15 protein-coding genes are annotated in these 13,351 nt (G+C 41.4%); 12 read left to right on the top strand and 3 right to left on the bottom strand.

Annotated features, from left to right (window positions below):
• Positions 1 to 372 precede the first annotated feature (372 nt).
• The 7 genes from LU361_RS11585 to rlmB all read left to right on the top strand — a co-directional run bounded on the left by LU361_RS11585 (position 373) and on the right by rlmB (position 5,539).
• The gene (locus tag LU361_RS11585) at positions 373 to 1,116 is read left to right on the top strand and encodes a VC0807 family protein (RefSeq protein WP_233089005.1); all 744 of its coding nucleotides are present in this window, start codon (positions 373 to 375) and stop codon (positions 1,114 to 1,116) included.
• 9 nt (positions 1,117 to 1,125) lie between these two features.
• Positions 1,126 to 1,428, top strand: a complete 303-nt coding sequence (locus tag LU361_RS11580; protein ID WP_233089004.1) for a YciI family protein — start codon at positions 1,126 to 1,128, stop codon at positions 1,426 to 1,428.
• Positions 1,429 to 1,496: 68 nt separating this feature from the next.
• Positions 1,497 to 2,183, top strand: coding sequence for a TIGR04211 family SH3 domain-containing protein (locus LU361_RS11575; RefSeq protein ID WP_233089003.1), 687 nt, complete (start codon positions 1,497 to 1,499; stop codon positions 2,181 to 2,183).
• Positions 2,165 to 2,851, top strand: coding sequence for a peptidylprolyl isomerase (locus LU361_RS11570; protein WP_233089002.1), 687 nt, complete (start codon positions 2,165 to 2,167; stop codon positions 2,849 to 2,851). The genes LU361_RS11575 and LU361_RS11570 overlap by 19 nt, the downstream gene beginning before the upstream one ends.
• 105 nt (positions 2,852 to 2,956) lie before the next feature.
• Positions 2,957 to 3,706, top strand: a complete 750-nt coding sequence (locus tag LU361_RS11565; protein ID WP_233089001.1) for a pyridoxine 5'-phosphate synthase — start codon at positions 2,957 to 2,959, stop codon at positions 3,704 to 3,706.
• A gap of 42 nt (positions 3,707 to 3,748) precedes the next feature.
• Positions 3,749 to 4,648, top strand: a complete 900-nt coding sequence (locus tag LU361_RS11560; protein WP_233089000.1) for a Rossmann-like and DUF2520 domain-containing protein — start codon at positions 3,749 to 3,751, stop codon at positions 4,646 to 4,648.
• Positions 4,649 to 4,738: 90 nt separating this feature from the next.
• Entirely contained in the window at positions 4,739 to 5,539 is an 801-nt protein-coding gene (rlmB, locus tag LU361_RS11555; protein WP_233088999.1) for a 23S rRNA (guanosine(2251)-2'-O)-methyltransferase RlmB, read from the top strand.
• Here the strand turns inward: rlmB and LU361_RS11550 are convergent, their stop codons facing one another.
• Complete coding sequence (locus LU361_RS11550; protein WP_233088998.1) at positions 5,540 to 6,718, bottom strand: benzoate/H(+) symporter BenE family transporter; 1,179 nt, start codon at positions 6,716 to 6,718, stop codon at positions 5,540 to 5,542.
• Positions 6,719 to 8,115: 1,397 nt separating this feature from the next.
• On the opposite strand from LU361_RS11550, the gene LU361_RS11545 reads away from it, so the two are divergent.
• The 5 genes from LU361_RS11545 (at position 8,116) to LU361_RS11525 (ending at position 12,090) form a co-directional block, all read left to right on the top strand.
• On the top strand, positions 8,116 to 9,006 hold the full coding sequence (locus tag LU361_RS11545; RefSeq protein WP_233088997.1) for a hypothetical protein: 891 nt from the start codon (positions 8,116 to 8,118) through the stop codon (positions 9,004 to 9,006).
• Complete coding sequence (locus LU361_RS11540; RefSeq protein WP_233088996.1) at positions 8,996 to 9,535, top strand: GTP-binding protein; 540 nt, start codon at positions 8,996 to 8,998, stop codon at positions 9,533 to 9,535. Before LU361_RS11545 ends, LU361_RS11540 begins: the two co-directional genes overlap by 11 nt.
• A gap of 4 nt (positions 9,536 to 9,539) precedes the next feature.
• Positions 9,540 to 9,941: a roadblock/LC7 domain-containing protein gene (locus tag LU361_RS11535; protein ID WP_233088995.1), complete on the top strand. Its 402-nt coding sequence runs from the start codon at positions 9,540 to 9,542 to the stop codon at positions 9,939 to 9,941.
• Positions 9,942 to 9,963: 22 nt separating this feature from the next.
• Positions 9,964 to 10,323, top strand: a complete 360-nt coding sequence (locus LU361_RS11530) for a hypothetical protein (RefSeq protein WP_233088994.1) — start codon at positions 9,964 to 9,966, stop codon at positions 10,321 to 10,323.
• Between the two features lie 444 nt (positions 10,324 to 10,767).
• Positions 10,768 to 12,090 (top strand): amidohydrolase, encoded by a 1,323-nt coding sequence (locus tag LU361_RS11525; RefSeq protein WP_233088993.1) that lies wholly within the window; start codon positions 10,768 to 10,770, stop codon positions 12,088 to 12,090.
• A gap of 55 nt (positions 12,091 to 12,145) precedes the next feature.
• Here the strand turns inward: LU361_RS11525 and LU361_RS11520 are convergent, their stop codons facing one another.
• Positions 12,146 to 12,445 (bottom strand): DUF3144 domain-containing protein, encoded by a 300-nt coding sequence (locus LU361_RS11520; protein ID WP_233088992.1) that lies wholly within the window; start codon positions 12,443 to 12,445, stop codon positions 12,146 to 12,148.
• A gap of 182 nt (positions 12,446 to 12,627) precedes the next feature.
• A complete protein-coding gene (gene bamJ, locus LU361_RS11515; RefSeq protein ID WP_233088991.1) occupies positions 12,628 to 13,245 on the bottom strand; it encodes a BamJ family beta-barrel-assembly machinery protein in 618 nt (205 codons plus the stop codon).
• Between the last annotated feature and the right edge of the window lie 106 nt (positions 13,246 to 13,351).

Raw genomic sequence — 13,351 nt, 5'->3', positions numbered from 1 at the left:
ACCGCCATCACGATCAATGTAAGAACCGACGAAACAATCAAGAGTAGGCGGTGATTCATTAAAAACGAAAATGCGTATAATGGCGGCTTTAAACATGCCCCTGACACGCGCGTTTAAGTGAGTGGTTACCAGCGAACCTTATTCTTAAAAAAAGGTCCATCTGGCAAAGCGGCAAAAACCAAGACGTAGAGTATTTGAAAGGCGAAAACAACGCAGATGTAACGAAACCAGTAACTATGATCGTGTGGAATTGGAATTCCAACGCTAATGTTGCTTGTTTAAGAGAACGCCAGAATACACGGAATGAATCCGAGTACCCTACATCTGCCTACTGTTCAGCGATGAAACAATTGATTACAAACACGGAACATCATGACTAACAAAGACACGGAAAACTTGACCAGCGAAACAGTTAAGACAGAACCCCCTGCCAAAGAAAACATGTGGGTTAACCTTGCGTTTAACATCATTCTACCCACCGTTATTCTGATCAAACTCAGCAAAGAAGAATATCTCGGACCAACCTTGGGTCTGGTGGTTGCTTTAGCCTTCCCGCTCATCTACGGAATCATGGATTATCGGGCGCGGAAAAAATTCAACCTGTTTTCAGGCATCGGTATCTTTAGCGTAATGGCAACCGGCGGCATCAGTTTATTGGAGCTAGACCCCAAATACATCGCAATTAAAGAAGCCGCTATTCCAGGGATTCTCGCCATTGTTTCACTGGTTTCTATTTATACGCCATTCCCACTGATTAAAACCATCATGTTTAACGAAGCCATCGTCGATGTCGATCGAATTAATCAGGCACTGAGAGAACATTCCAATCAAGCACGATTTGAGAAAACACTAAAAACCGCCACCTATCTGGTTGCACTCTCATTTTTTGTGTCATCCATTCTCAACTACGTTTTGGCAAAATGGATTGTGATCAGCCCACCGGGAACGGAGCAATACAATTCCGAACTTGGCAAAATGCAGCTGTTGTCTTATCCGGTTATCGTACTTCCCGCTACCGTTATTTTGATGGGCGCATTTTATTATTTATTCAAAAATTTAACTCGTTTAACCGACCTGACTCTTGAAGAAATTATGGTCGGAGCTTCAACTAAATAGGACAGTATTATGTGGTACAGCATTGTAGGAATCGACAAACCCAACAGCCTTGAAAAAAGACTGGCAGCGCGTTCAGAGCATTTAGCGCGACTTGAACAATTACAAGCCGAAGGCCGTCTGTTTGTCGCAGGTCCTAACCCCGCAATTGACAGCGAAGATCCAGGCCCTGGCGGTTTTACTGGAAGTATTATCATTGCTGAGTTTCCATCTTTGGAAGAAGCGCAGTCCTGGGCCGATAAAGATCCCTATATTTCTCACGGAGTTTACGAATCGGTCACAGTAAAACCGTTTAAAAAGGTGTTTCCTTCATAATATAAAATCGCATTTACTGAAGATGTTATGCGTTAACTGTTAGACTTTAATTATTTCTTGGATTAGTAGTGAAACAATTTATACTCGTTTCTTTCATAGTTTTAACCACCCTTCTACACACCGACAACACTTTTGCAGAAACTGGCTATGTATCAGACATTCTTTATGTTCCACTCAGAAGCGGAAAAGGCAATCAGTTCCGTATTCTAGACAGCGCAATGAAATCCGGCACCAAGCTGGAAATACTCGCAGAAGATACAGAAAATGGTTGGTTTACTGTTCGCACCAGTGACGGCAAAGAAGGTTATGTGAGAGCGCAGTACATTATTAAAGAACCTACTGCCCAGTTGAAATTAACCAATGCAGAGCAACAAATTTCATCATTAAAACAGCGAACTCAACAACTGCAAAGTGAGCTTGATCAACTACAGCAAAATAATAAAGATCTCAATTCACAACTTAACAGCAGCATTGACGCAAAAAGTGAAACGGCGAGAGAACTCGAAGAAATTAAACGTGTGTCTTCCGATGCAATTGAGTTAAACCATCGCCATCAAGATTTGCTGAATCAACATCAAATGCTGCAAAACCAGGTCGATATTCTAAAGGCGGAAAACAGCCGTTACAAAAACGACAACCGCCAGACCTGGTTTATTTACGGCGCTGCCGCTGTCTTTCTCGGAGCTTTCATCGCCGTAATCATACCGCGGTTCAATTTTAAAAAGAAAAACTCAGAATGGATAGAGTACAAATGATGCTACCCAATAATAATATTTTTAGCGTAACTCAGTTGTTAGCAAAGAAAATACTCATCAGCTTCGCATTCATTGCTGCATTTTTTACGCAAGCAAATGCAGAGACCGTTAAAATAGAAACCGACTTAGGCGAAATTACGGTCAATTTATTTTCCGAGCAAGCGCCAGCTACCGTAGAAAACTTTCTAACTTATGTTGACGACGGATTTTACAACGGAACCATTTTTCACCGAGTTATTCCAGGCTTTATGGTACAAGGTGGTGGTTTAACGTTCGATTTTACTGAAAAAGAAACCCGTGAGCCCGTAGTTAACGAATCGCACAACGGTTTACGCAACGCAAGAGGCACACTTGCGATGGCACGTTACTCTGATCCCAACAGTGCAACCGCTCAGTTTTTTATTAACCTTGTTAATAACCCGCACTTAGACAATTATCCCGGCCGACCCGGTTACACCGTTTTCGGTGAGGTCATTAGCGGTATGGAAGTGGTAGACGAGATCGTAACTCGCCCGCCAGGCAATACACGTCGATACCCGAACGCTCCTTCGGAACCGATCAGAATTTTAAAAGCGTATCGAATTGAGGCTACTGGCGACAACCAAACTGGCGACAATCAAAAAGAAGAAAGCAAAAAAGTAGAAGTTAAAACAGTTCAATTTGATTAATGCCAGACACCCATCATGCAGATCTTTTTATTGTGTCATTAGAATCGCAGTAAAAAGATCTGTGGGTTATGATTGCTACTCCTAAAATGTTCGGAAATCACCATTATGTCTTTTGCTCTCAGTGTTAACTTAAATAAAATCGCGCTGTTGCGAAATTCTCGCGAAGGAAATTACCCCAATGTGGTTGAGCATGCGAAGTCTTGCATAGCCTTTGGGGCCAATGGCATAACCGTTCACCCTCGCCCTGATCAAAGACATATTCGCCCAGGTGATTGCACAGAACTTTCAAAACTCGTCAAACCTCTGGCAGACGTAGAATTTAATATTGAAGGTAATCCGTTTGAAGGAGCAATTGGCAGCTATCCAGGATTACTGCAAATTATCGAACAAAACCTTCCCGACCAAGCGACATTGGTGCCAGACCAAAGCGATCAATTAACCTCCGATCACGGGTTTGATTTAGAAAAAACCGGTAAAACGTTAGAACCCATCATTAAAAAACTGAAAGACTTAAATATCCGAGTCAGCTTGTTTATGGACCCGGATATAAAACAAATTGATCTAGCAAAAGCGGTTGGAGCCGATCGAATAGAGCTCTACACAGGCCCTTTTGCAGCGGCTTTTGGGCAAAATAATTGGCAATCTATTTTTGAACAGCACGCCAACGCCGCCCAACACGCCACAGAGATTGGTTTGGGTGTTAACGCCGGTCACGATCTTAATTTAACCAATATGACTGAATATCGTAAGCTACCCGGATTACTGGAAGTATCGATTGGTCATGCATTAACGGTTGAATCATTAGAGCTTGGCTTGAAAGAAACCATGACTCGTTATGTTGCTCTGTGCAAATAACAAAACACACCCCTACCTTTGCTGATTAATAAGAATTCAAATTTGTTAAAGCCCACTCAATTACCTACGCTTAGCATCATCGGCGCCGGAAAACTCGGTAAGACTCTGGCGCGAGTGTGGTTTGACAATTCAACTGTTAATATCCAACAAATTATTAATCAGACACAATCCAGTTCACTTGCGGCCAAAGCATTTATCGGCAGTGGCACTCCCTGCGACACCCTATTCGATTTAAAGCCGTCCGATTTTTTATTGATTGCAGTGCCAGATTCAGACATTGAAACCGTCGCCAAGAAACTGCTTGCTCTAGAGCTCAACTGGACAAACACAGTAATTTTCCACTGCAGTGGCTCGCTTTCGTCTTCGGTATTAAGTTGCTTAAAATCGGACAACACCCACATTGCCAGTGCCCATCCATTACACAGTTTTGCCGATCCAGCACACAGCATTCAACAATTACAGCACTGCTTTTGTTGCGCCGAAGGTGATGACTATGCGCTTGAGCAACTGCACCCTCTTTTTCAATCGTTAGGCATGCACTGGAAGGTAATCGAACAAAGCCAAAAATTGGTCTATCACGCTGCTGCCGTTTTTGCTTGTAACTTTTTACCTTCTATTATTAACGCCAGTCACGAGTGTTTAGAGGTCTTGGGTTTTAGCCCTCAGCAAGCCAATGAAATGCTCCTGCCGTTAGCTCGGCAAACGCTTACCAACATAGAAAAAACGTCACCAAACGCGGCATTAACAGGCCCAGTGCAACGCGGGGATGTATCGCTAATTGAGTCGCAAATCATGGCGTTAGAAAACACGTCTCCTGAACTAGCGAGCTTCTATAAAATGCTCAGCTCAGCAACTCTCAAGCTCACTGATCACAAAAACACCTCACCAGAAACACACACTGAGCTCAGTCATCTATTCAATTCCGATTCTGACCAAACTTGAATCAACAATTCAAAAAACACTCGAACCAGTGATTCGACGTAATTTATGGTAGTATGCTGCGCTCACAACAAGCACTATAGCTGAGCAACAATGGCCAAGAACAACAGTACCAGCGATTCCCAACAATACTTGGAAAAAAAAGCGCTCTTCCGCTCTCTGCTAACCGTTTACGGAAGAAAGCCTGTGCTTGAGGCGTTACAAGCGCCTGAAACCAAACCCATAAAATTACATTTAGCAGAAAGTAATAAAGAATCGGAAATAATTCGCGAGATATTGGCCTTAGCGGAAAATAAGAACGCAGAAATTATTTACCACACACGACAGGCATTATCGCGGATATCGAAAAATTCAAAACAAGACCAAGGCGTGTGCGTTGATATTCAATGCCCCAATTATTTAACGGATGATCAATTCATTAGTGCCAACAAAAACAAACCGTTCGAGTTGATCGCTTTAGATGGCATCAGCAATCCGCAAAACTTGGGTATGATCATCCGATCTGCAACAGCAGGATTTATCGACGGAATTATTCTCCCCGAAAAAGGGTGTGCTCAAATTGACCCACTGGTAATAAAAGCCAGTGCAGGAAGCGTATTTAAAGCTCCAATTGTGCGCTGTGAAAATCTCACTAAAACGCTGGAAAAGTTTAAATCTGCCTGCAATACCAAAGTCATTGGTTTATCTCTTGATAGCTCTCGATCAATAGCAGACATTAATACAATAAACGAAGCTAAAATTTTTGTACTTGGCAATGAAACATCGGGTGTTAGCCAAAGCATTGAACAACTGAGTGATTACGCGGTAAAAATTCCTATGAATAACAACGTTGAATCTTTAAACGTTGCCGTCACAGCGGCATTATTATCATTTCGCTCGGTCTTTAACTCGTAGTTAATCAGTACCTTTTTGTGATTGAACAAATCGAGTAACCGAAAGATAAACACCACCAAATACCAATCCCCAAAAAGCGCTGGCAACGCCCAGTATTTGAATACCAGAAGCAGACACCAAAAACGTAATAATAGCGGCATCTCGGGTGGAAGTTTCTGTGAGCGAACTCACCAAGCTGTTAGCGATAGCGCCCAACAGTGCCAACCCAGCAACAGTAATAATTAATTCATTCGGCAAAGACGTTAACAACGTAACAACGGTAGCTGCAAAAACACCCGCCAAAAGATAAAAAATACCCGCCCACACGGCAACCCAATAGCGTGTTTTGGGATTGGAATCGGCGTCTTCGGACATACAAATAGCGGCCGTGATTGCTGCCAAATTAAAAGCAAAACCACCCAATGGTGCCAGTAAAATTCCGGTTAATCCTGTCCATGTAATGATTGGCGAGGCTGGAGTGTGGAAACCATTTGCCCGCATAATGGCAAATCCGGGCATATTTTGCGACGTCATTGTTACAACGTATAAAGGTATACCCACGCCAATAAGCGAAGTTAAATTAAAATCAGGAAAAATAAATACAGGTTTTGAAATCTCCCAAGACACGTTTTCCAGATGAGTTTGCCCTAAAAAATACGCCACAATAAATGCAATTAGTAGCGTGATGGGAACCACGTATTTTGCTGACAACGGCCGGACAATGGTAAATACAACCAACATAATGCCAACCAATAGCGTTTGATTTTTTAACGCGACAAAAATATCTAAACCAAACTTTAATAAAATGCCACCTAACATGGCCGCAGCAATAGGAGCTGGCACAATTCGCATAAGGCGATCAAATATGCCTGTGACTCCGGTTAGGAAAATCAAACACGAGCTGAATAAAAACGCACCGATGGATTCAGACAGTGATAACCCCGACAAACTCGTTGCAAGTAACGCTGCACCAGGGGTGGACCAAGCGGTGACAATTGGATCTTTATAGCGCAAAGACAAGCCAATACAGGTGGCGCCCATACCAATACCGAGCGCCCAAAACCAGGAAATAATCTCTTCCTCAGAGGCGCCGGCACCTTCAGCCGCTTGCAGAATAATGGCAGCAGAACTTGCATAACCTACCAATAACGCCACAAATCCCGCACTCATGCGAGAAATACTAAAGAGCATCACAGACATAGATAAAAAAGACCTGATTGAATTGGAGGCCTAGATTAGCTCATTGAACGCCAGATTTAAAAGTGATATTCGAGAAAAGCGAAAGGTATTTTAATGAACCTAAAAATCCTCAACCCCTACCAATGATGACTCTGAAAGAAATATTTATAAAAATTTCATCGATGAAATCAGAATGTGGCCAACGCGACAAAAAGGCAACAAACCGACAAAAAAGACAATAAGTTAACAAAAATAAATTTTATTTTTTGTTAACCCCAAATTACCAAAAAAATGATCCGTAATGATTCCATTAAAAAATAATTGCCCAAAAACAGTTACTTTAGACTGAAGCGAATTGAAGCTAAAACAAGCTCAAAATAGCGCAAGCGGCGATCGAAATAATATTTATTCTTATTAAAGAAAATACAAATCATAAAAGATTTATTATTTTAACGGGAAAATAATTCTCCAGCAGAACCGGCTCAGAGCAGCAAAATCGAAGGAATACAGATAGAGAATTTACCCTACACCACTCAATTTTTAGGCAAAATGGCGGTAAATTCCTGAAAGTTCGCCTTCAATTCAAGAAGAATCTTTTTACATGCTTTAATAATGCTTTTAACAAACTGCGTAATCTAAAACTCTGTTGCGTTTAAACAATCTAAACAGAGAGGGAGATAAACGGGTTAAATACGGAGACGAGTATGAAAGCAGCAATTCACCCAGGTGCTCCGATCAATAATGCCACCAAAATGTAAAATTGGTATTGCAGTTATTTTATCTCAAACGATCAGACCGCTTACAAACTGTATAATTATTGCAAACCGGCAATACGTTTGTTAACAAGTGATAAAAAAAGTCTATCAGCAGACAATTTTTGTTCGATAAAATCGGATGAACTGGCACCTAGATTAAGGTTTTAATGTGAATAAAGTGCTTAGTATTCACTCTGAAAAACAGGATATAGCCTGTATATAAATAAGTTTCTTAATTTTTCACATTTTTATGCTATTTCATATTCTGCATGTGATTGTCTAAATCAGACAAAACGTTATCTTTACAAATCAATAATCTAGACCAACAGAAATAGCCGCTGAAATTCTGAAAAATCGGACGACAACAGTGTAATTTACGGGAATATCTTTATATTTAATTCTGTCTCAGCGCTAAACGTGTTATATATTTAGTATTGGCAATAAAATTTATAACAGCCTGTCTCGATTTCAACTGACTGCTAACCAATGAATAAGGTGTGTAGTTTTTACACTGAGTTACATTTATTCATATCAATAAATTTGTTTGCTGCATATAATTGACTTATCGCGCACAGGGGATTATTTTGATGCCAGATATCGCCAGAGCATTAAAATATATTTAAGGAATTTAGCTCTAACCACGGATATAGCGAAGCGTTCACTATGTACTCAATAAAAAGCTATGGTTTCGAACCACATGAAATTGACGTCATAAAAAAACAGGTCCGTTTAATTGCTACACGTACCCAACACGGATGGCAATACACTGGTGAAGGTATCGACGGCGACGTCGTACTTGCCAAGCAACATACTGACCTTCACCCTGGCTCAAAGCTCGTACTGGTGGGCGAACATCCAGATTCATCCTCTGAGCTGGTATTAGAATATCCAATTCGCATTATGAAGTTCATGGAACTCCTGCAACAATGCGAACCTTCCGCGAAACATTCCTCAGCAACCGCCGTTGCTGAATTAATGAAAGATAAAAGTGCTCACGAAACTGTACTTTTGTGTAATCAGAAGTTAGTAAGATTTAAAAGCGATAATGGAAAAGTTTATTTAGAAAATGGCGATGAACACGATCTAATTGATGCCATTTTAAAAACACCGCCATCTGCTATAACAGAAAAAAACGAAATTCCAATCAAAGAAAAGCTTGTTTGGAGCAGCTGCATTAGTTTGAAAAAATTATTGTGGAATTTGGCTCGCAAAGAGATAGGTTTTGCGCGCTTACACTGGTCTTTAGATAAAGGTTATAAACTCATCAGCTGGCCACAGATCAGCGAATGGGAGCCAAATCCACAAATTTTTAAATTGGCAACCTTATACTCAAAGCAAAGTATTTCAATTCGTGAAGCAGCCAAAATCTGTCGTTTGGATAACGAACAGGTTATGACATTCTTACATGCCTGCAACGTGTGCGGCGTTTCAGTGAAAGCTTCAGACATTAGCTCATCAACACTTGGAAGTGTTACTGAACTACAAAACAAGCAAACACTTGTATGGCTAAGAAAGAAAATTCAGTCTTATTTCGGATTATCTCATGGCCATTAAAGTAGTATTTGTAGGCCCGATGGGCGCAGGTAAAACCACGGCTATCACCGCAATCAGCGATATCCCCACGGTAAAAACAGAAGCAAAAAATCACGATAAATCGGTATATTCCAAAGCAACCACCACGGTTGCTATGGACTACGGAGAATTATCACTAGAAGATGGCAATAAGTTAGCTCTGTACGGAATTCCGGGCCAACGCCACTTTAGTTTTATTTGGCCTATCGTGGCAAAAGGCTCTTTAGGCAGTATTCTGTTACTAGACTGCAGCCAAAGCAACTGGTCAGATGAGTTGGAATATTACATTAATGCATTCCGTTCTCATGCCGACACAGGTGCAATGGTAATCGGATTAAACAGAGTCACTGATTCCGATGACGTGTCCGATACCATGCAACAATTTTCACTTAATTTCGAATTAGCTCTACCTTACTTTTTTATGGACCCAAGAGAGTCCAGTGACGTTAATCTGCTTTTAGAAGCATTAATTGTCAACGCGGAGCTTGATCTTTTACTGCAAGAGGAATAATTGCTTGAATCTACCGCCAGAATTAATTGAAAAAATTAAATCTCACCTCAATGATTCCTCATTAACTCGTGACGACATCGAAAGCCTTTTACTGTGTTCATCCGACGGACACGAAATAGCAAGCGCAAATTACCGAGGCTCTGCAATAGAGCCGACACAATTATCTGCTATGGCCGCATCTTTTGCCGGGTTAAGCTTGACGATAGCGACAACTTGTGGGAAAAAAGACGCCCTTGGAGGAATTGTCGAAACCGCTGACGGACTCATTATCTTCGGTCTAATTAACACCACTGAAACAGACTATGTTCTCCTTGGAATTTTTGCCAAAGGCGTTCAACACGGTTTAGCACTGTGGAGCTTTAGAAACCAGTTAGCCGGTTTCCAAAACCTCTTAGATTCAAATTAATGACCAATGATGGAATTAAACAATGGCAAACATTGATACAGTTTTAAAAGAGTTGCTAGAAGTCGACGGCGCAATGGCAGCAGCAGTTGTGGATTACAACAGCGGCATGTTACTTGGCGGTGCAGGAACTGGAATTGACCTAGACGTGGCAGCTGGCGGTAACACCGAAGTTGTTCGCTCGAAAATGAAAACCATGAAAATGTTGGGTTTGAGTTCTGAAATTCAAGATATTCTTATTACTCTATCTGACCAATTCCACCTAATCCGACCCACTCAAAAGTTGGACGGATTGTTTCTTTACTTCGTACTAAGCTCTAGCAAAGCGAACTTAGCATTGGCTCGCTTGCAATTAAAAGCGGTTGAAGAAAAACTAGAAATCTAATTTTTCTTTATTTCAGTCCCTTAATGTCAATTAACCTTCACATTAAGGGATTGCAACGCAATTCACCCTTCTTCTACTCTCCTCTCTTCCACCTTTCAAACTCTTTACCATTCATCTTTTCAATAACTTTATTAATTTCGTTATTCAAATTTTTAGCGCTAATTTAGATAATCTCAAACCAACACGTTATAAATTGCTGTTTTTTATCGTCGCACATTAAAATGTGGGTTTATCTAAAAAATTCGATCCCTAGAATTAACTTACCCTTACTATTAAAATTACAAACTTAAAAACCTGCAATTCCCGCCAAAAAAATCAAAAACACGCCACAGCAATCGATTCTCGGCTTTCTCATTCTGTCAGGTAGTTCAAATACCACTCGTCTTGTAGATTATGTTTCAGTCTTTATTTTACCGTTAGCGAGAAACCGTTGGAGCCCTGTAAATGTCCCGCAAACTATTGATTCCTATGACATTCGCCGTACTTTCTGCGTTTAATGCAAACGCTGATTCGACACTAGCAAACGTTATCCAAAAAGATTACGACAACTATCTTGATCCTCTTTTTAAACACTTTCACGCCAATCCAGAATTAAGTTTGGCAGAAACACAAACGGCAGCTCGTTTATCAAAAGAGTTGGAAAAAGTCGGCTTCTCCGTTTCACAAGGTATCGGCGGCACTGGCGTTGTTGCTGTAATGAAAAATGGTGAAGGTCCACTCGTAATGATGCGCGCAGACATGGACGGCTTACCGGTAGAAGAAAAATCGGGGCTACCCTATTCCTCTAAAGCTCGTCAGATCGATCCAATTACTGGCAATGAAGTTCCCGTGATGCACGCGTGCGGCCACGACATGCACATTACCAGCTTAGTAGGAACTGCCCGCAGAATGCAGGCGATGAAAGATCAATGGTCGGGCACACTCATGTTAGTGGGCCAGCCCGCCGAAGAACGAATCATTGGCGCAAAGGCCATGATGGAAGACGGCCTGTGGAAGAAATTTGGCGTACCCGATTACGCTCTGGCTTTGCACGTATCGTCCGGCTTAGAAGCGGGCGTGATTAATGTCGTTGAAGGCAGCCCTTATGCGGGATCAGACTCTGTAGATATCATCATTCACGGAGTTGGTGCTCACGGCGCGAGCCCTCACGCGGGCAAAGACCCCATTGTTTTAGGCTCGCAAATTGTACTTGCATTGCAAACCTTGGTTTCTCGCGAATTGTCTCCAAGACAACCGGGTGTTGTAACGGTCGGGTCGTTCCACAGTGGTACGAAACACAATATTATTTCTGACAGCGCACATCTACAATTAACTGTTCGCAACACAAACCTAGAAACTCGCCAAATTCTGCTTGATGGCATTAAACGCATTGCCGAAAATATGGGACGAGTCGCCGGGCTTCCAGATGATAAATTACCTGAAGTTATTTATTCGAAAGAGAGCGTGCCACCGACGGTAAACAACCCAGAACTTGCACGTCGATTAAAATCTCTCTGGGTTGAAAATATGGGAGCAGAAAAAGTTTCTAGCCTTGAACCTTCGGGAATGGGTGCTGAGGATTTCCCCATGTTTACCACCGACCCATACATTCCCAGTGTTTATTTTGCCGTTGGTGGAACCCCCGCGGAAGACTTTGAAAAAGCTGCCGCTGGCGGGCCTCAAGTTGCCAGCCACCATTCGCCACTTTTCAAGATTTCCCCTGAGCCCTCGGTAACTGCAGGCGTTGAAGCGACTGTACTGGCGCTACTGGATTTGATGCAAAAGTAAGAAAACAACCAGCTCGTATTCTTACGGGCTGGTTTATTCACTTATAGATAAAACATTAATCTTCTTCACGGCGATAAATTTTAAAATTTTCATCGTACTCATTAAAATTATCTTTTAAATACTCGCGAAACTGATCTAAGAAAAACTTTTGTGAGTCTTTAATGTCTTCACGAAACTCATCGCGAGTTTCGCTGTTTGCAGCCACAATAAATGCGCCCCACCGTGCACTTGCATACATTAACGCTTGATGCACATCACCAGGGCTTAATCCATCCTCACACGATGAGTTGGCCATATCAACGAACTGATCAATTAAATTCCAAATTTTATCTTCGTGATTATCAGTCTCAGACATAATAAAAAATTTCTCTTTTTAAAATTCTCTGCAAACGTTTTTAAATATTTTTATTAACAAAACAATCAGCAAAAATTAACGTTTTTTCCGGGCAAAATTAATGAGTGGCAAAATAAAATCGAACCCAATCAAAAAAGCCTCTATAAAAGAGGCTTTTTAAATACATTATAGTTTTTAAGGTATTAAAGAATATCAATCAATTCAACGTCAAAAATCAATGTAGAGTAAGGTCCGATTTTACCACCCGCACCACGCTCACCGTAGGCTAGGTTGTAAGGCACGTACAAACGCCATTTAGAACCAACAGGCATTAATTGTAATGCTTCAGTCCAACCGGGAATAACACCGTTGACAGGAAACTCTGCTGGTACACCGCGATCAACAGAACTGTCAAAAATAGTTCCGTCAATTAATGTGCCGTGGTAGTGGGTTCTAACGGTAGAAGCGCTGGTAGGTTTTTCGCCATTACCTTCAACCAATACTTTATATTGAAGGCCAGATTCTAGAACCACAACACCGTCTTCTTCTGCGTTCTTCTTAAGGAATTCAGCACCCGCAGCACCAAGAGTTTCGGCTTCTTTTTTCTTCTGCTCTTCAACTTCTTGCTGAATCACAGTGAAAGCGGCATTGATATCGTCAGCACTGACTTGTAACTCTGCGCTGTTCATACCATCAACAAAGCCAGCTAGAGCAGCTTCGGTATCAAAACTGGAAAATGGTTTCTCTGCAATACGGTCACCGAGTTGACGACCGATACCATAGCTCGCTCGGGCTTCATTGGATTCAAACTTATTAGACATTCAATTGTACTCTGTTAAATGAGTGAATTTAGCGATAACACTTATTAAATTGGAAGACGCTATCGAAACAACTACGAGGAAAATTAACGTTTAATTCACCGGTTTT

The organism is Sessilibacter corallicola (genome assembly GCF_021290925.1).
GTDB classification, from domain to species: Bacteria; Pseudomonadota; Gammaproteobacteria; order Pseudomonadales; family Cellvibrionaceae; genus Sessilibacter; species Sessilibacter corallicola.
The sequence above is the reverse complement of the archived record's forward strand: the minus strand, read 5'-3'. Positions and strand labels throughout refer to the sequence as shown.